General features: G+C 53.7%; 20 protein-coding genes and 3 pseudogenes. 8 read left to right on the forward strand and 15 right to left on the reverse strand.

Annotation, left to right across the window (positions count from 1 at the left end; translation table 11 throughout):
* Positions 1-288: 288 nt before the first annotated feature.
* The 3 genes from QZ279_RS12995 to QZ279_RS13005 all read right to left on the reverse strand — a co-directional run bounded on the left by QZ279_RS12995 (position 289) and on the right by QZ279_RS13005 (position 3312).
* Entirely contained in the window at positions 289-1563 is a 1275-nt protein-coding gene (locus QZ279_RS12995; protein ID WP_293451546.1) for a folylpolyglutamate synthase/dihydrofolate synthase family protein, read from the reverse strand.
* Positions 1560-2501, reverse strand: a complete 942-nt coding sequence (accD, locus tag QZ279_RS13000) for an acetyl-CoA carboxylase, carboxyltransferase subunit beta (RefSeq protein WP_293451548.1) — start codon at positions 2499-2501, stop codon at positions 1560-1562. Before accD ends, QZ279_RS12995 begins: the two co-directional genes overlap by 4 nt.
* A 61-nt stretch (positions 2502-2562) precedes the next feature.
* Complete coding sequence (locus QZ279_RS13005) at positions 2563-3312, reverse strand: CPBP family intramembrane glutamic endopeptidase (protein ID WP_293451550.1); 750 nt, start codon at positions 3310-3312, stop codon at positions 2563-2565.
* A 268-nt stretch (positions 3313-3580) separates the two neighbouring features.
* On the opposite strand from QZ279_RS13005, the gene ilvD reads away from it, so the two are divergent.
* The 6 genes and pseudogenes from ilvD to QZ279_RS13035 all read left to right on the forward strand — a co-directional run bounded on the left by ilvD (position 3581) and on the right by QZ279_RS13035 (position 10566).
* Entirely contained in the window at positions 3581-5338 is a 1758-nt protein-coding gene (gene ilvD, locus QZ279_RS13010; RefSeq protein ID WP_293451552.1) for a dihydroxy-acid dehydratase, read from the forward strand.
* Positions 5319-6026 (forward strand): hypothetical protein, encoded by a 708-nt coding sequence (locus QZ279_RS13015; RefSeq protein ID WP_293451554.1) that lies wholly within the window; start codon positions 5319-5321, stop codon positions 6024-6026. The genes ilvD and QZ279_RS13015 overlap by 20 nt, the downstream gene beginning before the upstream one ends.
* A 145-nt stretch (positions 6027-6171) precedes the next feature.
* Positions 6172-6941, forward strand: a pseudogene (locus QZ279_RS13020) (DUF6478 family protein).
* Positions 6942-6983: 42 nt separating this feature from the next.
* Positions 6984-7361 carry a hypothetical protein gene (locus tag QZ279_RS13025; RefSeq protein ID WP_293451556.1) on the forward strand — a complete coding sequence of 126 codons (378 nt, stop codon included), beginning with the start codon at positions 6984-6986 and terminating at the stop codon, positions 7359-7361.
* 108 nt (positions 7362-7469) lie between these two features.
* Positions 7470-9497, forward strand: a complete 2028-nt coding sequence (locus QZ279_RS13030; RefSeq protein WP_293451558.1) for an NADPH-dependent 2,4-dienoyl-CoA reductase — start codon at positions 7470-7472, stop codon at positions 9495-9497.
* A 173-nt stretch (positions 9498-9670) separates the two neighbouring features.
* Positions 9671-10566: pseudogene (locus tag QZ279_RS13035) on the forward strand (LysR family transcriptional regulator).
* 79 nt (positions 10567-10645) lie between these two features.
* Here the strand turns inward: QZ279_RS13035 and rsmD are convergent.
* Both rsmD and QZ279_RS13045 read right to left on the reverse strand, forming a co-directional pair.
* Positions 10646-11215 (reverse strand): 16S rRNA (guanine(966)-N(2))-methyltransferase RsmD, encoded by a 570-nt coding sequence (rsmD, locus tag QZ279_RS13040; protein ID WP_293451560.1) that lies wholly within the window; start codon positions 11213-11215, stop codon positions 10646-10648.
* Entirely contained in the window at positions 11212-12423 is a 1212-nt protein-coding gene (locus QZ279_RS13045) for an FAD-dependent oxidoreductase (protein ID WP_293451562.1), read from the reverse strand. Before QZ279_RS13045 ends, rsmD begins: the two co-directional genes overlap by 4 nt.
* Positions 12424-12516: 93 nt before the next feature.
* Here QZ279_RS13045 and QZ279_RS13050 point away from each other — a divergent pair, with 93 nt between their 5' ends.
* Positions 12517-13005, forward strand: coding sequence for a peroxiredoxin (locus QZ279_RS13050; protein WP_293451564.1), 489 nt, complete (start codon positions 12517-12519; stop codon positions 13003-13005).
* A gap of 59 nt (positions 13006-13064) precedes the next feature.
* On the opposite strand, the gene QZ279_RS13055 is transcribed toward QZ279_RS13050, so the two are convergent.
* Genes QZ279_RS13055 through mnmD form a run of 6 tightly spaced genes read right to left on the reverse strand, consistent with a single transcriptional unit; the run spans position 13065 to position 17370 of the window.
* Positions 13065-13355 carry a 4a-hydroxytetrahydrobiopterin dehydratase gene (locus QZ279_RS13055; RefSeq protein ID WP_293451566.1) on the reverse strand — a complete coding sequence of 97 codons (291 nt, stop codon included), beginning with the start codon at positions 13353-13355 and terminating at the stop codon, positions 13065-13067.
* Positions 13352-14539 (reverse strand): GNAT family N-acetyltransferase, encoded by a 1188-nt coding sequence (locus QZ279_RS13060; protein ID WP_293451568.1) that lies wholly within the window; start codon positions 14537-14539, stop codon positions 13352-13354. Before QZ279_RS13060 ends, QZ279_RS13055 begins: the two co-directional genes overlap by 4 nt.
* The gene (locus tag QZ279_RS13065) at positions 14536-15306 is read right to left on the reverse strand and encodes a glycerophosphodiester phosphodiesterase family protein (protein WP_293451570.1); all 771 of its coding nucleotides are present in this window, start codon (positions 15304-15306) and stop codon (positions 14536-14538) included. The genes QZ279_RS13060 and QZ279_RS13065 overlap by 4 nt, the downstream gene beginning before the upstream one ends.
* Positions 15303-15767, reverse strand: a complete 465-nt coding sequence (locus QZ279_RS13070; protein ID WP_293451584.1) for a RidA family protein — start codon at positions 15765-15767, stop codon at positions 15303-15305. The genes QZ279_RS13065 and QZ279_RS13070 overlap by 4 nt, the downstream gene beginning before the upstream one ends.
* Before the next feature lie 35 nt (positions 15768-15802).
* A complete protein-coding gene (locus QZ279_RS13075; RefSeq protein ID WP_293451572.1) occupies positions 15803-16705 on the reverse strand; it encodes a DMT family transporter in 903 nt (300 codons plus the stop codon).
* Positions 16702-17370, reverse strand: a complete 669-nt coding sequence (mnmD, locus tag QZ279_RS13080) for a tRNA (5-methylaminomethyl-2-thiouridine)(34)-methyltransferase MnmD (RefSeq protein ID WP_293451574.1) — start codon at positions 17368-17370, stop codon at positions 16702-16704. Before mnmD ends, QZ279_RS13075 begins: the two co-directional genes overlap by 4 nt.
* Before the next feature lie 51 nt (positions 17371-17421).
* On the opposite strand from mnmD, the gene QZ279_RS13085 reads away from it, so the two are divergent.
* Positions 17422-18474, forward strand: a complete 1053-nt coding sequence (locus QZ279_RS13085) for an FAD-binding oxidoreductase (RefSeq protein WP_293451576.1) — start codon at positions 17422-17424, stop codon at positions 18472-18474.
* On the opposite strand, the gene QZ279_RS13090 is transcribed toward QZ279_RS13085, so the two are convergent.
* The 4 genes and pseudogenes from QZ279_RS13090 to QZ279_RS13105 form a co-directional block, all read right to left on the reverse strand.
* Positions 18471-19007 (reverse strand): NADPH-dependent FMN reductase, encoded by a 537-nt coding sequence (locus QZ279_RS13090; RefSeq protein WP_293451578.1) that lies wholly within the window; start codon positions 19005-19007, stop codon positions 18471-18473. The two genes, QZ279_RS13085 and QZ279_RS13090, sit on opposite strands and share 4 nt — an antisense overlap.
* A gap of 147 nt (positions 19008-19154) precedes the next feature.
* Positions 19155-19823: an OmpA family protein gene (locus QZ279_RS13095; RefSeq protein WP_293451580.1), complete on the reverse strand. Its 669-nt coding sequence runs from the start codon at positions 19821-19823 to the stop codon at positions 19155-19157.
* 112 nt (positions 19824-19935) lie between these two features.
* Complete coding sequence (locus tag QZ279_RS13100) at positions 19936-20790, reverse strand: bifunctional helix-turn-helix domain-containing protein/methylated-DNA--[protein]-cysteine S-methyltransferase (protein WP_293451582.1); 855 nt, start codon at positions 20788-20790, stop codon at positions 19936-19938.
* Positions 20791-20855: 65 nt separating this feature from the next.
* A pseudogene (locus tag QZ279_RS13105) lies at positions 20856-21372 on the reverse strand (SDR family oxidoreductase); the annotation flags it as partial.

Genomic DNA, 21372 nt, shown 5'->3' on the forward strand with positions numbered 1-21372 from the left:
GTTATGAGTCCTGACCCTAGGCGACTGACCACCGAATTCAAATTCGACGCTAGACAGCCCTGGGGCAATATCAGCTTGCACATCTTGCGTATTCAGCAAGAGCGAAAGGGAGGCCATCAGAATGGCTGGCGCAAACGCACCTATTTTTGACAAATTACTGCTCATACCTGCTCGAAACGTTTTTCCGCTTTCGTTGAATCTAGCTGTAACCTACGCTTCTCTTACGTCAATATATCACTAGGGTTGCATGAATCTCACTAGGACTCGTTAGCGTTACCAATCTAGGGTTCAACCGTTTTCACGCAACACATGGCCTGCCAGATAGAGCGATCCACAGATCAACACCCGCGCATTTGGCGATTTTTGCGCTATAGATGTGAGTGCATCCTGCACATTTTCAGCTTCCGTCGCGTCGATCCCAGCGGCGCGCGCAGCTTGTGCAGTCACATCGCTGGGTAACGTATTGATCTCGTCGGGAATGCTAACAGCCATCAAACCCGTCACATGCGGCGCAAGGGGCTTCATGTAGCCACTTACGTCTTTGGTGTTGAGCATCCCACAAATCAAATGCGTTTCGCGCTTGGGCAATTTTCCAAGAAGATCCGCAATCGCCAGCGCGGCAGATGCATTGTGACCGCCATCCAACCAAAGCTCTAGGCTGGGTACACGTGCAGGGAATGCGCCATCCTTCAGGCGCTGCATACGCGCGGGCCACGTGACATCCGTCATCGCTGCACTGCACGCTTTCTCACCAAAGCCCAGCGCACGCAAGCCAGCGATTGCTGCACCAGCATTTTGCACCTGATGCGCCCCAAGCAATGCTGGCATGGCCAGATCAAGCAAGCCCGTTTCGTCCTGATAGATCAAACGTCCTCGCTCTTCGCTGACATGCCAATGTTGACCATGAACCAACAAAGGCGCGCCAAGACGGGCTGCTTTGGCCTCGATCACATCAATGGTTTCGTCTTCTTGCGGACCAACCACACACGGCACACCCCGTTTAAGTATACCTGCTTTTTCACCAGCAATTTCCGCAAGCGTGTCACCCAAGAACTGCTGATGGTCAATCGACACAGGCGTGATGATCGTCAGCGCAGGCGTATCAATCACATTGGTCGCATCCACACGCCCGCCAAGGCCGACCTCAAGTAATGTGTAATCCGCCTTAACACGCGCAAACGCAAGGAAGGCAGCGCAGGTTGTAATTTCGAAGTACGTAATGCTTTCACCGCCATTGGCTGTGTAGCATTCATCCAGAATTTCGGTGAGGTGCTCTTCGGAAATCAGATCCCCCGCGACACGGATGCGTTCGTGAAAGCGTGCAAGATGGGGGGATGTATAGGCATGAACCTCTTTACCCACGCCCTCAAGACCCGCGCGCAGCATCGCTTGGGTGCTACCTTTGCCGTTGGTCCCAGCGATATGGATTACGGGGGGAAGTTTGCGTTCAGGATTGTCCAGCGCATCTAACAAACGCGTCGCGCGATCAAGAACCAAATCAATGATCTTCGGATGCAGTGACATCATCCTTTTAAGGATGACGTCAGATGTGCCCACGCTCATTCTTTCGCAGTCTCAGCTGTTTCTGCGTCTGCTGGTGCAGCCAGCTCGGGATACTCCGACGGCTTTGGCAAATCGCCCATAACAGGGGGCGGCATGTGCATCAGCATACGGATGATGGAAACCAATTCTTCCTTCATCTCGGTCCGCTTGGTCACGCGGTCTAGCATGCCGTGCTCTAGCAAATACTCAGCGCGCTGGAAACCTTCAGGAAGCTTTTCACCGATAGTTTGCGCAATCACACGGGGTCCCGCAAAGCAAATCAAAGCATTCGGTTCAGCAATCTGAACATCTCCCAGCATCGCATATGACGCGGTCACCCCCCCCGTCGTTGGATGGGTCAGAACCACAATATACGGCAGTCCTGCTTCTTTCAGCATTTGGATGGCAACCGTCGTGCGTGGCATTTGCATGAGGCTAAGAATGCCCTCTTGCATACGTGCGCCGCCCGCTGCGGAAAATAACACCAAAGGCTTGCCCGTCGCGACCGCACGTTCAGCGGCCGTAATAATCGCATTGCCCACATACATGCCCATGGACCCTGCCATGAACGAAAAGTCTTGGCAGGCTGCGACGATTGGTGTGCGCCCGATCTCGCCTTCAGCAACCAACATAGCCTCTGCTTCGCCTGTTACTTTCTGTGCGGCCTTTAAACGGTCAGGGTATTTCTTTTGATCGCGAAACTGCAAAGGATCAACAACGGGGGCGGGCACATCAATTTCGGTGAAAATCCCAACGTCAAACAGCGCTTCAAAACGATCACGCGCTGTGATCGCCATATGGTGACCACAGGACGTACAGACGTTGAGATTGCCGCTCAGTTCGCGGTGAAACAACATCATGCCGCATTCGTCACACTTGGACCACAAGTTTTCAGGCGTCTCACGACGTGAGAAAATAGAGTTGATCCGTGGGCGGACGTAATTGTTGATCCAGTTCATCCCAGACCCTTTCCTGCATTAGTCTTTGTTGCCAGATAAAGCCCCTTGGCCCCAATTGCAATCAACGCCGCAAAGCAAGGCGTGCAGCCAGCCAACTGACCAGCATCACCGCAAAGTCGATGGGCAAGAACGCGCGCACCGCATCTTCGTCGGCAGCAGAGAATCCGTGTTGGAATAATGCAAGGCCTGACATCTCGCCTTGTGGTGCAATCAGTAATAACGCTGAAACATTGGTCGCAAAGTGCAATGCAATGGCAGGACCAAGTGTTCCAGAACGTGCTGTTAGGTCGGCTGCAAACAGACCAAAAATACCCGCCCAAATCACGACAAGCCACGCATTGCTGCCATATGTATCAGGCGCATAGTGGGCCAATCCAAACAGTACCGACGGCAACATCATCCAAATTGCGGGATGATTGAAACGCGCTGCGAGTTGTTGTTGCAAATAGCCACGAAAAAGCACTTCTTCAGCGCTCGTTTGGATGAAAACCGCAAGCAATGCAGGAACGAGGAACAGCACCCAACGTCCAAAAGGTAATCCGCCTTCTAATGCAGGTGAGTAGCCGTAGGGTGGCATAAGCAACATCGCCACCGTCAACAACAACAACGCGACGATCACAAATTTAGCCTGCAAAAAGGCGATCGTGGGGGAGCCAATCAATGTTTCAGGTCGGCGTTTGTGTAAGACCAGAACAATCGCCGCAAGCGCGAGCCAGATCAAACCGAATGAGGACAGCAGGATCAAAATGCTTTGCGGCAGCAAAAGCGTTTCAAGATCCTCGTGAACGGCACGATATCCTTCGTCGCTCATGGTGTAGAACAAAAATTGCCAAATGAGCGGCGCGCAGATCCATATGAAAAGTACAGTTAGGACAAGACCGAGAATTAAACGCCAAATTTGCGCCCCCGCGCGCGCGGGGGCGATGAAACGCTCATGAGCAGAATAGTCAAAAGAGAAAAGTATCTTTAGCATATAGCCTATCTAGGCTTGCTCTGCGCCGTGTGCCAGAGGGCTTTGCGACTTGCGGGTTCGGCATTGCTGAATTATCCACATTCCAAAGCATTCTCGGGAGCCAGCAATGACCAAATTTGACAAAAGCAAACTGCCCAGCCGCCACGTGACCGAGGGCCCTGCCCGCGCGCCGCATCGTTCTTACTATTATGCAATGGGCATGACCGAAGAAGAAATCCACCAACCGCTGGTTGGCGTTGCGACTTGCTGGAATGAAGCGGCACCGTGCAACATCTCTTTGAACCGTCAAGCGCAAGCTGCAAAGATGGGTGTCAAGGCTGCCTCTGGAACGCCGCGCGAATTTACGACGATCACTGTGACTGACGGAATCGCGATGGGTCATGAGGGCATGCGTTCCTCCTTGGCATCGCGTGAAGCGATTGCAGATACGGTTGAACTGACAATGCGCGGCCACTGCTATGACGCACTTGTTGGTCTTGCGGGTTGTGATAAATCCCTACCGGGCATGATGATGGCGATGATCCGCCTCAACGTGCCGTCCGTCTTTGTTTATGGGGGCTCCATCCTTCCGGGTCGCGCGCCAGAAGGTGCCAGCGTTCCTGCAGCATATGCGGATCGTGATCTGACCGTTCAGGACATGTTTGAAGCTGTTGGTCATCAGCAAAACGGCACGATGACTGAAGCCGAGCTAGAGATTCTCGAGCGCGTCGCCTGCCCCTCTGCTGGTGCATGCGGCGGCCAATTCACAGCTAACACCATGGCCTGCGTATCCGAGGCAATTGGCCTTGGCCTGCTGAACTCTTCTGGTGCTCCAGCTCCGTTTGAGAGCCGCGACGAATATTCTAAAGCATCTGGCATCGCGGTGATGAACCTTATTGAGAAGAACATCCGCGCGCGCGACATCTGCACGCGCGAAGCGTTTGAGAACGCAGCGCGCATCGTTGCGTGTACGGGCGGGTCCACGAATGCGGGTCTGCACCTTCCTGCGATGGCGCATGAAGCAGGCATTGATTTCTTCCTTGAAGACGTCTGCGATATCTTCCGCGACACGCCTTACTTTGTCGACCTCAAGCCGGGTGGTCAGTACGTTGCGAAAGACCTCTACGAAGCCGGCGGCGTTCCAGTTGTTCTGAACGAATTGCGTCGTGCGGGCTTGCTCCATGAGGATTGTATGACCGCGACGGGTTACTCAATCGGCGAAGAACTCGACAAGCACACGCTCAAGGCCGATGGCCGCGTGGTTTATCCTGTTGAAACACCAATCACCAAAACAGGTGGCGTTGTTGGCCTCAAGGGTAACCTTGCCCCCGAAGGCGCGATTGTGAAAGTTGCGGGCATGGCAGCGCAGCATCAGCGTTTCGTTGGCCCTGCGCGTATTTTTGAATGCGAACAGGACGCGTTTGAAGCGGTTCAAAACCGAACATACAGCGAAGGCGACGTTTTCGTTATTCGCAATGAAGGTCCAGCAGGTGGCCCTGGAATGCGCGAAATGTTGGCAACAACTGCAGCGCTGTCCGGTCAAGGTATGGGCCTGAAAGTGGCGCTGATCACGGATGGACGTTTCTCTGGTGCAACGCGCGGTTTCTGCGTGGGTCATGTTGGTCCAGAGGCGGCACACGGTGGACCGATTGCATTGCTACAACAGGGTGACATCATCACGCTTGATGCCGTCGAGGGCACACTTGATGTTGATATTTCCGACGAAGATATGGCCGCGCGCCGTACCGAGTGGAAAGGCCCACGCGAGACGATCTATGCCTCTGGTGCACTTTGGAAGTATGCAGATCAAGTTGGTGAAATCTACAAGGGCGCGGTCACGCATCCCGGCGGTAAGGCAGAAAAGCATGAATATTGGGATCTGTGATCTCAACAAACGCCAAGCCCGTAAGTTGGGCTTGGCACTGTTGTGTAGCGCATCGTTGAGCGCATGTGTCGACGGAGCGAACGGACTTTCCTTTGCGCCGAAAGACACAGCTCAAACCAAAGGTGCCACAGTAGGCACTATCGTCGCAAAAAGCACGCGTGCCAAGCTGGCCCGTGGGTCGTTCATTGTGACGGCTCCCGAGGGCTATTGCATTGACGATTCCTCTATAAACAACCGATTGCAGAGCGGCTCGTTGATGCTTGCCAAATGTTCATCGCTTGATGGCAAAGGTGCTGGCGCGGACACCACAGTTATGAGCCTACAAATTTCCAACCGTCGCGGCGCGCGCGCAGTTGCCCCAACGACAACTGATTTGGCCCAAGCAAGCGCACCCCGAAGTATCTTGCAACAAAAGCAAAAAGGCGCTTTGGCACTGGTTCAAGTCGCAACAGGTGGCGACGAGGTTTTCTCGGTGGCTGATCCGGTGCATTGGCGCGGTTCAACGTTACTAGACCAACGACTGGTGCTGTTGGGGCTGTTTGCGCCGAAAGGGTCAAGTATGACATCGGACGCTGGCGCAGATTTGCTGACTAAACTAACCAAAGGACTGTCAGCGACACGCGGTGCAATACTTGGGAACAATTCTAACACCCCTGCCACACCGGTTGAAGGCAACCCAATTGAGTAGCCAGGGATTGTGTCAAAAATTCCTACGCCCGACACGGTTGAACCAGAGAAAAAGGTGCCCGTGGGCTCATTGGACGTTTGTTAAACCGCTCTTAATTTGATTAAGGTAGATTTGGAAACAATCACCAAATAGGTAACTGGCTACCATGTCGACGGAACAATCTTCATTTTTGGGCAGACTATTGTTCAACCGATCTTTGCGTCGTTGGGCGCGCATTGCTGATGCGTCAACAAAAACGCGGCTTTCTGTTTTGCGAAAGCGACGCGGTATGGCCAGACGCTTGTTGGTTCATCTAAATCGCTTTGTTCACGTTGCAGACAACCGACTGGCCCTGCCCTTAATCGGCAGCCAAGCGATTCAAAAATCACACGATTCAGATTGGGCATGGCGCCCCGAAACATGGAGCGGTCCGCTGCCTGCTCAAGGCATGGCCTCTGTCCCTAGCAAATCAATGCTGGGGCGCGAAATTTCACTTCACCACGACTGCGACCTGTCAGAGCTTTCTTTGCGCCAAGTAACATCCGCGAAGCCGATTTAGCACCTTACGGCCTGCGCATGGATGTTTTTTAATTCGACAGCTCGTTCTTGTCGTTGGTGATCGATCTACCCGAAGCAAGTGTGAGCGGCCTTAAACGCAAACACCTGATACGGTTGGAACCCATCATCGAAATGGAAAAACCCCTCGAAATCTTTGCACGCCTCAACATAAAGCATGGTCCCAACACGGAACAGGTGGTGCGCGAATTGCCTTTGAACGACAAAGTACCAATGGTTGAATTTGATCTGGCTTACACCAAGTTGAATGAAAAGCGTGTAGATAGTATGTGGCTAGATCTTATTTTTGAAGGCCCTCAAATGAACCAAGTCACTCTGCGCGACCTCACGCTAAGCCGTCGCCCGCGCGCAGATGTTTAACATCCCACGCCGCACTAAACTAAGAACAGAAAGAACTGCGATATGAGTGTCTTTGAGTTAAGCAAAACCCGTCTTTTCGAAGGTGTCTGGGAAGGTGTGCTGACTGCAAAAGATTTGGATGCCGGACGACCTGATCTTGGCGTGACCCACTTAGAGAAGCTGCTAGGCACATTACATCTTAAAGAAACGGGTGAACCGAACCAATGGTCCTTGCGGGTGCCTATCCCTGTGGAATTGGTTGAAAATGGGGCACAAACGTTTCTAATCTTTGATAAAGAGACGGGCGAAACGCTGGATAGCTTCACCATTATTGCAGGCGATGCCGTAACTGACGATATTCGTGCCGAAGTCGCGCTGCTGCGTGCAGAGTTAGACATGGTAAAGCGCGCATTCCGCCGCCACTACGTTGAAACGGCCTAAATTCACACGATTTACCCGCATCGAAACCACGTCAAACAGGTGACGCTGCGTTTCAGGTGACACGCCTTTTTTGCATGCGCACTCTGCCTCCAACACTTGGAGGTTACTATGACTGATTATCCGCACATGCTTGCCCCGCTCGACCTTGGCTTTACCACTTTGAAGAACCGCGTATTGATGGGGTCAATGCACACAGGCCTTGAGGAAAGCAAAGACTGGAACCGCGTTGCGGAATTCTATGCAGAGCGCGCGCGCGGGCAAGCAGCTTTGATCGTCACTGGTGGGATGTCTCCCTCTAAAGAAGGTGGCGTGTTCCCTGGTGCGGCCGGCCTGTTCAGCGACGAAGATATTTCGAACCACAAGATCGTTACAGATCGCGTTCATGCAGCGGATGGTAAGATCGCCATGCAAATCCTGCATGCGGGTCGGTATGCCTATGGTCCTGAGTGCGTTTCTGCAAGTGCCGTTAAATCCCCCATTTCACCTTTCCCTCCCAAAGAGCTGGATGAAGACGGCATTGAAAAGCAAATCAATGATTTCGTTGTTGCTGCCACGCGCGCCAAACAAGCGGGCTATGATGGCGTTGAAATTATGGGATCGGAAGGATATTTCCTGAACCAATTCCTTGTGACCCATACGAACAAGCGAACAGATCGCTGGGGAGGATCTTACGAGAACCGTATGCGTCTGCCCGTTGAGGTCGTCCGCCGCGTACGCGAGGCCGTTGGTACAGACTTTATTATTATCTACCGTCTTTCCATGATTGATCTAGTTCCGAATGGTTCGACCTTTGAAGAGGTCATTCAACTGGCCCAAGCCGTGGAAGCCGTCGGCGCTACGATCATCAACACTGGCATTGGCTGGCACGAGGCCCGCATTCCTACAATCGCAACCTCGGTTCCACGCGCTGCGTTTACGTGGGTCACGAAAAAACTGATGGGTAAGGTCAGCATTCCTGTGATTACCTCGAACCGCATCAACACGCCCGAGGTTGCCGAAGATGTTATCGCTGGCGGGGCGGCGGACATGGTATCCATGGCGCGACCTTTCCTTGCCGACGCGGATTTTGTCAGCAAAGCGATCGCTGGCAAAGCCGATCACATCGCACCTTGTATTGCGTGTAACCAAGCCTGCCTCGATCACACGTTCGGTGGCAAAATGACGTCGTGCTTGGTGAACCCACGTGCGTGCCATGAAACGGAACTGGTGATTGAGCCAGCTACGGCAGTAAAGAAGATTGCCGTCGTCGGCGCCGGTCCCGCGGGCCTAAGCGCTGCGATGACCGCGGCAGAGCGCGGGCATAATGTGACGCTGTTTGATCGCGCAGATGAAGTGGGCGGTCAATTGAACATGGCCAAGCAGGTTCCGGGCAAGGAAGAATTTTGGGGTCTGGTCGATTGGTATCGCACCATGCTCGCCGCTAGCGGCGTGAACGTTCAGCTGAACACAGAAGTAACGTCTGATCAATTGGCTGATTTCGACGACGTTATCATCGCCACAGGCGTCGTTCCGCGTGATGTCGCCATCCCCGGCCAAGACGCGCCAAACGTGCTTTCTTATATAGATGTCCTGCGCGGTAAAGCGAAGGTCGGCAAGCGCGTCGCAATCATTGGCGCGGGCGGTATCGGTTTTGATGTCGCAGAAACGCTAGTTCATGAAGGCGTCAGCCCGACGGTCGATTTGGCCGCATGGAAAGAAGAATGGGGCGTTGGTGATCCATCAGAAACACGCGGCGGTCTTGCACCAGCGGGTCCACAGCCTGATGCACCCGCGCGCGAGGTGACTTTGCTTCAGCGCAAAACAACAAAGCACGGCAAGGGTTTGGGTAAAACAACGGGCTGGATTCATCGTGCAGCGTTAAAGATGAAGAACGTCAACATGATCGGTGGCGTAAACTACGAGCGTGTTGAAGCAGGCGGGCTTTATGTGTCCTTCGGTGAAGCACGCGAAAACCCAACTTTGATCGAAGCAGACACGATTGTTCTGTGCGCAGGACAGTTGCCAGATCGTTCGCTTGCGGATGCGTTGGAAGCAAAGGGCGTTTCCTGTCACGTGATTGGTGGCGCAGATGTTGCGGCCGAACTTGATGCAAAGCGCGCAATCAACCAAGGGACGCGATTGGCTGCCTCACTTTAAGCTTAAACGTTGGGGGCACAGCCCCCAGCTTTACCAAAGAAACATACCGTTTCGCTGTTTCCACGGCGCAAACGATCCGCGACAAAACCCTACCATTGTCTAGCCAGCGCCCCAATCACGCCCCTTTTGATAGCGATACCTAGTCCTCGAACAGAGACACAAAGGTAGACGCAATGGATCGCCTAACAGAAATGGAAGCCTTCGCCACAGTCGTGGATCAGGATGGATTTACAGACGCTGCAAAGAAGATGGGGATTTCAAAATCCGCAGTTTCCAAGCACGTATCATCCCTAGAAGCGCGCCTTGGTGCTCGACTTTTGAACCGCACGACACGTCGGGTTAGCCCAACCGAAATTGGCCTTGCTTACTATGATCGCGCTCGTCGCGTACTGAACGATGCTGGCGAAGCAGATGCGCTGGTTACCTCGATGCAATCAGCACCCTCAGGTCTGCTACGCATCTCTGTTGCGACAGATTTCGGGGTTAATCACCTTAGCCCTGTCCTTGGCGATTTCCTGTCTGAGTTTCCTGACATCACGGTCAATATGGTCTTGAACAACCGCTACGTTGAGCTGATTTCCGAAGGCTTTGACATGGCTGTCCGCATTGGTGAGCTGGAAGACAGCTCGCTTCAGGCACGTAAATTGACAGAAACTAATAAGCGTATGATCGCATCCCCAGCGTATTTCGAAAAATATGGTCGCCCAGAAAAGATCGACGACCTGAACGATCACAAGCTGCTGCATTATTCAAACCAGTCCAGCGGCAACGTTTGGAAAGTGACTGCACCCTCTGGCGAGAAACGCCAAATCCGCACGGCGGGCTGGCTAAGCGTGAATGATGGTCAATCTTTGCTGAACGCCGCAATCGCTGGTCTTGGCATCGCCTATCTCCCTAGCTTCCTTTATTCTGAAGCAATGGAAAAAGGCTTGGTTGTTGACGCAATCCCAGAGCTGCCTGTTGAGACCCCTACGCGGTTTACCCACCCGGCCGTTTCACACAGCCAAAGGTGCGCGCCTTTATTGATTTCCTAGTACACTCCTTCGCCGCCAAAGGCCCGAAAGAATGATAAAACACTAGATCCTGACGACCCTCCCTCGTACCAAACTGGCCTCTTCGCTTCATCGCGTCGGGGCCATTTTTTTGGTTTAGGCTGGTGCGCGCCAATTTATGAAGCTGATGTTAGTACCACCAAATTTACGTGTTTCAAGCACATCACAGCCAAGCGGCGCACTGATTGGCGCGCTTTCTTCCCATAGGATCAGCGCATCATCCGCGAACCATCCGCTTTGAAGGGCTGACGCCATCGCAACCTCACCCATTTTTTTGGCATAAGGCGGGTCAAGGAAGATAAGATCATAGGGCGCATCTAGATTTGCGGGCAAACGCGTTGCATCACGACCTAGAACCTTTGTTTGATCCCTACAGTCACACAGCGCGATGTTCTCACGTATCAAGCTTTGACCCTTACGACCATTCTCAACAAATGTGACGTGCGAAGCACCACGCGACAGTGCCTCCAAACCTAACGCACCTGTGCCTGCGAACAGATCAAGCACGCGCATGTCCTCGATAGGATCGCCGTATCGACCACCTTGCAGCACGTTGAAAAGACTCTCGCGGACGCGATCCGTAGTGGGGCGCAGATGCGCACCAGCATCACCTTTACCGACTGATGCCAAAGCACGTCCGCGAAATGATCCGCCAATGATCCTCACGCTTTTAGCAAAGCTTTCATGTCGGTTTTCAAGTTAGCGATGACCACTGGTGCGGGGGATTTCCCTGCCTCGATCAAGCGCTTACCGATCATATAATTGCGCGGATCATTCATCGCATCGACCGCCAACAGCGTATCGCCTTGATAGTACCAGAACGACACTGCAGCACTATTTGGATCGCGACGTTCAACGATGCTGTCATAACCGATGTTCAATCCCGCGATTTGCAATTTGACGTCGTATTGATCCGACCAGAACCAAGGCTTGGGTGTGTAGGTCTTTCCCGCGCCCATCATATTCTCAGCAACCGCTTCTGCCTGATCAATCGCGTTCTGCACGCTTTCTAGGCGACGGCGTTCGCCACGAAGCTCAAACGATGCGCAATCGCCAGCCGACCAAATGTTGGGATCAGATGTGCGGCCTTGCGTGTCTACAGCGATGCCGTTCTCGATGACCAAACCCGATAGATTGGCCAATGCAGAGTTCGGCGCAATTCCAACGCCGACAATCACGAAATCAACGTCCAAAGATGTGCCATCCGTCAGCATCGCACCATTTACACGGATGTCACCCGTCAGGCGATCCAAACCAACACCCTCGACAATCTTCACACCGTGCGAAGAATGGAGTTCACGGAAATAGTCAGAGGTTTGCGGAGCAGCGACACGTTGTAAAATACGTTCGCCCATCTCGACCAACGTGACCTCGACACCCAGTTTACGCGCAACTGCAGCAGCCTCTAACCCAATATAGCCGCCACCCACGCTCAAGGCGCGTTTTCCAGCAACAAACTCAGACGTCATAGCATCAACATCCGCCAAAGTGCGCACGGTATAAACACCGTCCAAAGCACCACCGATAGAGGCTGGCAAAGTGCGCGCAGCAGAGCCAGTCGTCAACGCAAGTTGGTCGTACGTTAGGATTTCACCACCCACATGCACATGCCGCTTCCCAGCATCAATTGCAGTGACCGCCGCTCCCATTTTCAGCGTGATATTCTGATCCGCGTAATAGCTTTCAGGCCGCAGGAACAAGCGCTCTAGCGCCATGTCGCCCAGCAGATAAGCCTTGGACAATGGCGGGCGCTGATACGGCGGCACGGGTTCTTCGCCGATCAATGTGATCTGACCCTCAAACCCTGAACTACGCAGCTTGGCAACAAGCGAAGCCCCTGCTTGACCGGCCCCGATAACAACAAAATGCGCCATTTGGGCGATCCCTTCTCTAAAACGGTGGCGAATACCTGCGCAGACTCTATACCCTTGAGGAGAGATAACGCAATTCCAAGAGAGGCTTCTTCAATGACAATTTCCAAAGGCGATCGCCTACCAGCCTCCACACTGGTGCAACTTGGCGCAGAAGGCCCTGCCCCCGTCGCGCTGGCCGATAAACTGGCTGGCCGCAAGGTCGTGGTTTTCGCGGTTCCCGGCGCATTCACACCCACATGCCATTCCGCGCATGTGCCCAGCTTTATCCGCACTAAAGACCAGTTCACAGCCAAGGGCGTGGACGAAATCATCTGCGTATCCGTCAACGATCCGTTCGTGATGAAGGCATGGGGCGAAGCGACTGGCGCGACTGAGGCCGGCATCACGATGCTTGCGGACTCCGAGAGCGCATTCACCAAGGCCATTGGCATGGACTTTGAAGCGCCACCTGCTGGCCTGATCGCGCGCTCCAAGCGGTACGCAATGCTGGTCGAGGACGGTGTTGTCACGCAGCTCAATGAGGAAGAAAGCCCCGGCGCATGTGAAATTTCCGCAGGCGAAGGTTTGCTGGATGTGATGTAATCACTTCAGTGGTTTTAGTTTGAAGAGCGCGCCAAGGGGTGTGCCCTTTCTTCGTTAGATCAAAGGCTATCCATCTTACGTGCCAATTTCGCGTCCAGCGTGCTGAGCCCATCCACATCATGCGTCGTTAGAACCACATGCACTTTGTTGTAAACATTAGACCACTCGGGATGGTGATCCCATTTTTCGGACCAGATCGCAGCACGGGTCATCCATCCGAACGCATCCGCGAAGTTCTTAAATTTAAAGTGCTTCTCAATCGCGTCGCGCCCGTCAACCATGGACCAGCCATTGGCAAATAAGGGGTCCAGCAAAGGCCCACGTGTATCGTCGAATAACCGTTCGCTCATTGCTGTTCTTCCACTTCAATTTTCTTGAACGGTCCGTAGTCCGTCAGGATTTCTATGTCTTGCTCTATCGCTTCACGCTCAGCCACGATGAAGCGCTCAATCGCGTCAGAAAATCCAGCGTCCCCGACCCAATGTAGCGAGTGCGTTGTCACAGGCAGATATCCACGCGCAAGTTTGTGTTCACCTTGCGCGCCCGCCTCGACACGGTCCAATCCACGTTCAATCGCAGCATCAATGGCACGATAGTAGCAGATTTCAAAATGCAAAGAGGGATGATGTTCGGTGCAGCCCCAGTAGCGCCCATATAGCGCGCTACGCCCGATGAAATTCAGCGCACCCGCAACTGCGATACCATCCCGTTCGGCTAGCACAAGGATCACATCGTCGCGCATGGATTCTTGCACGTGATCAAAGAATTCACGGCGCAAATACGGCGTGCCCCATTTGCGCGCGCCTGTGTCTTGGTAGAATTGCCAGAATGCGTCCCAATGTTCGGGTTGAATTTCATCTCCCGTCAGCGCGCGGATTGTTCCACCAAAATTATTGGCCTGCTGGCGTTCCTTGCGGATGTTCTTACGTTTGCGCGAAGAAAGCGAGGCCAGAAAATCATCGAACGTCGCATAGTCGTTATTCACCCAGTGAAACTGCTGACTAACCCGCGACATCAAACCCATTTGCGCGCCTGCGTCGGCCTCTTCTTCGGTGCAGAAGGTAACATGCAGCGATGACACTTCGTTGTTCGCGGCCAATTGCACGGCCCCTTGGATCAAGGCCGCTTGGCCCTTTTCGCGATACTCGGGCTTGGCCAACAAACGCCGCCCCGTCGCTGGCGTGAAGGGCACCGCAACCTGCAATTTCGGGTAATAGCGCCCGCCTGCATTCTCGTACGCATGAGCCCAATTATGATCGAAAATGTATTCGCCTTGGCTATGGGATTTTACATACAGTGGCGCAACAGCGATCAATTCACCGTCTGCGCGCGCAACCAAGTACTGTGGTTGCCAACCTGTTCCTGATCCCACAGAATCGCTTTCTTCCAAAGCACTGAGAAAGCGATACGTCGTAAAAGGATCATCCGGCGCACCGCCATCCGCCGCTTCTGGGCACGCGCAGGCATCCCAATCAGCAGCGCCCATCTGGGTGATACTTTGGATAACTTCTATCTCAACCGCGGCGTCGCTCATGCGTTGGGAAGCTTTGCCAAATATTGTTCGAACGTGATGTTGTGTGCCACTTTGCGCGCCTCTTTCTCTTGCGCCGCACTTTTCACAGTCCAACACAGAATAGTCGCTCCGCGCGTTTTCAGATCGGCCACGCGCGCAGCGCCTAAGTCTTCTACTTCATGAGAGATAAAGCAGGCGCCGACAGTGTCAAAGTCAGGAATGTCGCGTAGGCGGTCGCGGGTACCTTTGGGCAGCAAAGGCCAGCTATCAGGCGCGTAGTCGCTGGTCACAATGCCGCGCGCAACGTTGGGTGCATGGATTGCCATTTGCTGCACCGAATGCGGATTGAACGACATCACCGCAAGCGCACCTTTATAGCTCGCAATGTCACGTGCGACGGCTTGTTCTAGGCGACCCACGTTGGCCCCCATAATGCCATCTTGATCCTTGACCTCGATCAAAAGAGGAACGCGCCCAGCGACCAGTTCCAACACTTCAGGAAGCGTCGGAATACCCTCGTCACTGCCGCGCAAAATCACACGACCCAGATCCGTGGCAGAGCGTTGCTGGATAGGGCCACTGTCCTTGGCAAGGCGCTTGAGATCGTAGTCATGAAACACCATCGCAGCACCGTCCGAGGACAGTTGAACATCAATCTCGATCCCATAGCCTGCTGCAATCGCAGCGTTGATCGCAGCGCGACTGTTTTCAGGGCGGCCATCCTTCACGTCATGCAACGCGCGATGGGTCATAGGATGGGTTAGGAAAGAGGGAGCAAGTTGGATCATTTGATCTGAAAGATGCCTTCGATTTCGACAGCAACGCCGAAAGGCAGCGATGCGGCGGACACCGCGGAACGTGCATGACGACCGGCGTCGCCCAATGCTTCGACCATAAAATCAGACGCACCATTAACGACCTTGGGCTGATCGCTGAAATCAGATGTAGAATTCACGAAACCAACAAGTTTCACAACGCGTACAAGGCGGTCTAGATCACCACCGCACGCCGCTTTGACCTGCGCCAAAAGCGAGATCGCACAGGTTTTCGCGGCGACCGCGCCGTCTTCGGCAGTCATCGTTTCGCCCAGTTTACCCGTAATGAACCCATCAGGACCGTTCGAAATTTGGCCAGAAATATGAACCAGCTCGCCGACTTGCACGAACGGCACATAGTTCGCCGCAGGTGCAGGTGCATTCGGCAATATCACGCCCAACTCGGCCAGTTTAGTTTCGAAAATTCCGCTCATCATCGCTCTCCCGTAAAAATGTTGTACTCAGGCAATCACGCGCTGGGTGCGCGCGCAAGTCTCAATGCGGCCTTTGCTTTGGCGCGCTCTCTCAACAATGTGAAAATTCCTGCGGCTACGATCAAGGATGCGCCAATGACCACGTTGCTACGAAGTTGTTCCGCAAAGATGATCAGACCTAGCGAGGATGCGAACACCAGTTGTAGATATGCGAAGGGCTGGACTGAACTTGCCTCTGCCACCTCGTAGGTTTTGATCAGCAAGAAATGCCCACCAGCGCCTGTGCAGCACAACAGTGCCATCCAGTACCAATTGCCCGTGCTCATCGGTTCCCAGAATATGAACCCTGCGAACGTCATCAAGACTGCGCCCGACACGCCTGTCCAGAAAAAGCTGGTCGCGGCACTGTCCTTACGCGCCACATAGCGTGTCAGCAAACCATAAAGCGCAAACATTAAGGCTGATGCGAGCGGGATCAGGGCATAGACAGAAAACACGCCCGTTCCCGGCTGCAAAATGATCAGCATTCCGATGAAGCCTACACCAATCGCCGCCCAGCGCCGCCAGCCGACGTTTTCACCTAAGACTGGCCCTGATAGTGCAGCAATCAATAGCGGGTAGCACGCGAACACAGCATGGCTTTCTATGAGGCCAAGGAAGACAAAGCCCTGCACCATGACACAAATTTCAGCCGCCAAAAGAACGCCGCGGAAAATCTGTACCTTTGGCTGTTCTGTGCGCACAGCATTGCGTAATCCGCCTGTCGCGCGGGACGCGACCGCGATGACAAACGCGGCAAAGAACCAATAACGGATCATCACAATCATCATCACATTGTATTCGCGTGCAAGGTGCTGCGAAATCCCGTCCTGTATCGCAAACACAAAGGTCGTTGCGATCATTAAACCGATACCGAGAGGCGCGTTATTCTGGGTCACGCGCGTTTGCTCCCGACAGTCATATGACGCTTGCGCCCGTAACCTGTGACGCGCTCAACATCGAAACCAGCGTCACCCAAAGCACGGCGCACGAAACCTGCGGCGGTGTAGGTCGCTACGGTTCCACCTGTATTCGTATGATCGCCGACAGCGTGCATCAAAGGGCCTTCCCAAAGTTCAGGGTTCTTTGCGGGCGAGAACCCATCAAGAAACCAAGCATCGGCTTTCTCGCCCCATTGCGGAAGTGCTTCGCGCGCATCGCCTATAATTAGATTGAATTTAAGATCGTGTAACTTGGCACCTGCACCTGTCAAAGCCCCGAGCAGTTCTGACGCTAATTCGTCCATTTCAGGAAACGCTTTCAACGCCATCGCCATCTGGTCACGCGCGAGTGGGAACGCTTCGAAACTTGTAAACTGCAAAACACCCGGCGCCCCACTTTGACGCCACGCTTTCAGCGTCGCAAGCAGGTTAAGACCAGTCCCAAATCCAAGCTCTGCAATATGAAATCCATCCACAAAGCGCGCAAATAGATCGTTGCCACCTAAAAAGACATGTCGCGTTTCCGCCAGACCGTCATGCATGGAAAAATACGGGTCATCAAAGCGCTGCGAAATCGGAACGCCGTCTTCGTTCCATTCCAGTGGGTGTGTCTGGTCGTTCATGCGGTTCTGCCTTACGAGAGAGCGTAACGCATTGGACACGAGGTGCCGAAAATGGCAATGGCAGATATCACGATCTATGGCGCGGGCATCTTTGGTCTAAGCATCGCGTGGACTTGCGTTCAGCGCGGCGCGAAGGTGCAAGTGATTGATCCTTATGGCGTCGGTTCGGGGTCTAGCGGCGGTGTCGTTGGTGCACTGGCACCGCACACGCCAGAGAATTGGAACGACAAAAAGCAATTCCAATTTGAAAGCCTGATCATGTCCGCGACCTTCTGGCGGGAGGTTGAAGACGCAGGTGGTCTGAGTGCAGGATATGCGCGATCAGGGCGGTTGCAGCCTTTAAACGACGCGCGCTCTATCGAGTTGGCAAAAGCGCGATCAGAGGGTGCGAAGACGCTTTGGCGGGGTCTTGCAACATTCGATATTATTGACGCGGAAGGTGCTGGCGATTGGGCCCCCAAAAGCGCAAGCGGTCTACTGGTTCACGACACGCTTAGCGGACGCATGCATCCGCGCATGGCGTGCGATGCGTTAGTCGCGGCTTTAGCAGCGAAAGGGTGTCCTGTTCTGACAGAAGGTGTTGAGCAAGGTATTATTGTCGAGGCAACAGGCTGGCGTGGGTTACTGGCGCTCGCGGATCAAATGGATCAACCCGTTGGCAATGGCGTGAAGGGCCAAGCGGCGGTTCTAGATTTCACTGCCGCACCAAATGCGCCGCAGCTTTTTGCAGACGCTTTGCATATCATCCCCCATGCGAATGGGACAATTGCAATTGGATCGACCACTGAACGTGAATTCGAAGACCCTACCAGCACGGATGCACACATTGATGACGTTATCGCGCGCGCGCGGTCTGCGTTTCCGATCCTACAAGACGCCTCTGTCATCGAACGCTGGGCAGGCGTGCGCCCCCGTGCCAAATCGCGCGCGCCGATGATTGGACATCATCCGATGCGCAAGGATGCATTCATTGCAAATGGGGGCTTCAAAATCGGCTTTGGCATGGCACCAAAGATATCCCAAATCATGGCTGATCTAATCCTAGACGGTGTTGACCGGATCCCAGATGGGTTCCAGCCAGAGGCTTCGCTTCGCAAATCTTAAACAGAGGTAGAACGCAGAACTACGACCGATTTGTCCAAGCTCTCTTGATACTGCTCGCTTTTCAGCGTGCCGTCTTCATTGAACTCTGCATAGGATCCCGCAACTAAAACCGCAGGTGTTGCCAGAACCGCGGCACCCAATTGGGATAAACAGTTGCGCGTCATGAAATACGCTGTCTCACCGCCAGTACGGCCTGCCGCAGCCCCGATCAGCAACGTTGGCTTGCCTCGAAACACATCGCCAGGAACGCGGCTGGCCCAATCCAATGCGTTCTTCAAAACACCTGAGATGCCTTTATTATACTCTGGGCTTGCAATGATAATCGCATCTGCGGCAACGATCTGAGCGCCCAGTTTTGTAACGGCGTCAGGAATGCCCTTCGCCTCAAGATCACCATCATAAAGCGGTAGGTTCAGATCGGCTATCTCCACTTCCGCTGCGCCGTATGACGCAATCGCGGCCTTGAGCAACATCGTGTTGTTAGACCCCGCGCGAAGCGAGCCTGAGATACCTAGGATTTTGGGAGTAGTCATGAGCGTGCAGCCTTTTCAGATAATTAAACTGGGTCTCAGATGAAAGGATTTATGCACCAACATCAATCGCAACAGATGCAGAGGTGTTGTGCATAAAAGTAAAGCCCCGCCAAGATGACGGGGCTTTCGTGTGATTTTGCAGATAGCTTAGGACGTCGGAAGGATCACGATCTCAACGCGACGGTTTTGTGCTTTGCCCTCTTCTGTCAGGTTGCTCGCAACGGGCTGGTCTTCGCCCCGTCCGATACCTTGTAGGCGCGAACGTGGCACACCTGCGCCCGCTAGCACATTCACAACAGAATTTGCGCGGCTGTTAGAAAGCGTTTGGTTAAACGCTGCTTCGCCCGTGCTGTCAGTGTGGCCAACAACCTGCACTGTAGATTCAGGATAAGCTTGCAAGTTGTTCGCAACGGCAATCAAATCGCTTTGAAGATCGCTGCGCAGCGTTGCGCTGCCTGAGGCGAACAGAATGTCTTGTGGCAAGGTTACGATCAAACGATCACCCATATTGGTGATTGTCACGCGATCATTGCCAAGGCTTTGCTTAAGTGCTGCGGCTTGTCTATCCAGAATGTTTCCTGTGACAGCACCACCGGCTGCGCCAATCAGCGCGCCTTTGACAGCGTTTTGCTTGCGCTCTGCACTGTCTCCGCCAGAAATCAGGCCTGCAACCGCGCCGACGCCAGCGCCAATCGCAGCACCCACTGTCGTCTTTTTGAAATCGTTATTATTTGCGCCGCGATCTGGGCTCACGCAGGCTGTCAGGGCCAGAAGGGACGCCACGGAAATTGCGAAAAGGGACGTTGCTCGTGTCATGTTATGCCTCATATGCTTTTCTCCGTTGATCGGAGCTGATCAATTTATAACACGCCCGAATTACATTCCCAACAAGGGATTTCGGGGAATTTAGGCGTAATTTCGCCAATTCCTACGACACAGACTCTCGTTCAGCGCTTTCATACGCCAGCATCGCACGCTTGATTGGAGTGCCCCAGTGATAGCCACCGAGTTCGCCAGATTTGCGCAATGCACGGTGACATGGGATCAGCCAGCTTACTGGATTCTTACCAACTGCCGTTCCAACCGCGCGTACAGCTTTTGGGCTACCGACTGCGCGCGCGATGTCTGAATAGGTGGTCACGTGCCCCGTAGGAACCCGCAATAATGCCTCCCACACTTTAATTTGAAACGGCGCACCGATCAGATGGAGACGTTTTTCGCCACCCCCACCAAACGCGGCCTCGACCCATGGGCGCATACGATCCGGTTGTTGTACAAACGTCGCCTTGGACCAACGTGCAGCCATATCGTTATATGTCGCTGCCTCGCCCTGCTCTTCACCGAACGCCATGCCGCATAGGCCAACGTCCGTACCCATTGCGAGAACACGACCGAAGGGGCTGTCGAACCAACCGGTGTGAATGGTTAGGCCTGCGCCACCTTTTGCATATGTACCCGGGCTCATTGCCTCCCAGCGTAGGAACAAATCATGCAATCGCCCCCCGCCCGAAAGGCCCGCTTCAATAGCCGTATCCAAGGTCGAATGATGCGAGCGTAGCAGCGTTTTCGCATGATCCAAAGCAAGGAATTGTTGATAGCGTTTTGGCGACACACCGACCCATTTGGAGAACAAGCGTTGCAAATAGGCCGGGCTTAGGTTCATTTCGTCGGCCAACTCTTCCAGCGGCACAGGGACATCGCTGGCATCAAGCCGCTCAATCGCGCGGCGCATAAGCTTGTAGTGATAGCTGGCCTCTTGGCCATGAGAGATATGTGTGTTCATGGGCCTACCTTACGCAGCGTTTTCACCCCAAGCGATCCGTTTTTTGCGCAATTCGAACGTTGCAGTTAGACGTGTTGACCACCATTGATCTCGATCTCTGTACCGCTGACATAATTTGATGCATCAGAGCAAAGAAAGAAGATAACGTCCGCGACTTCTTCCGTACTGCCCAAACGTTGCATCGGTAATTTCTTCACAATCTCATCAGTGCCAGGGGACAATATCGAGGTCTCGATTTCACCCGGTGCAATCGCGTTCACACGCACGCCCATGGGGCCAAAATCATGTGCCATCTCACGCGTCAAAGCCGCAAGTGCCGCCTTGGAGGTCGCATAGGCCGCCCCCGCAAAAGGATGCACACGAGCACCGGCAATCGACGTGACGTTCACGATTGATCCTTTGGCATCGACCAACTCTTTGCGAAGGCCACGTGACAGGACGACAGGGGCGAAGAAATTGAATGAAAGACCTTCCCCCAGTCCATCAAATCCGTATCAAGTGTATTCAAGCGGCCACCTTGTGGTCCCTTAGGGTCAGGACCCATTAATTGATTGAGCCTGTGGGGCTGATATGATTCACGAC

The organism is Planktotalea sp., from assembly GCF_018607965.1.
Classification (GTDB): domain Bacteria; phylum Pseudomonadota; class Alphaproteobacteria; order Rhodobacterales; family Rhodobacteraceae; genus Planktotalea.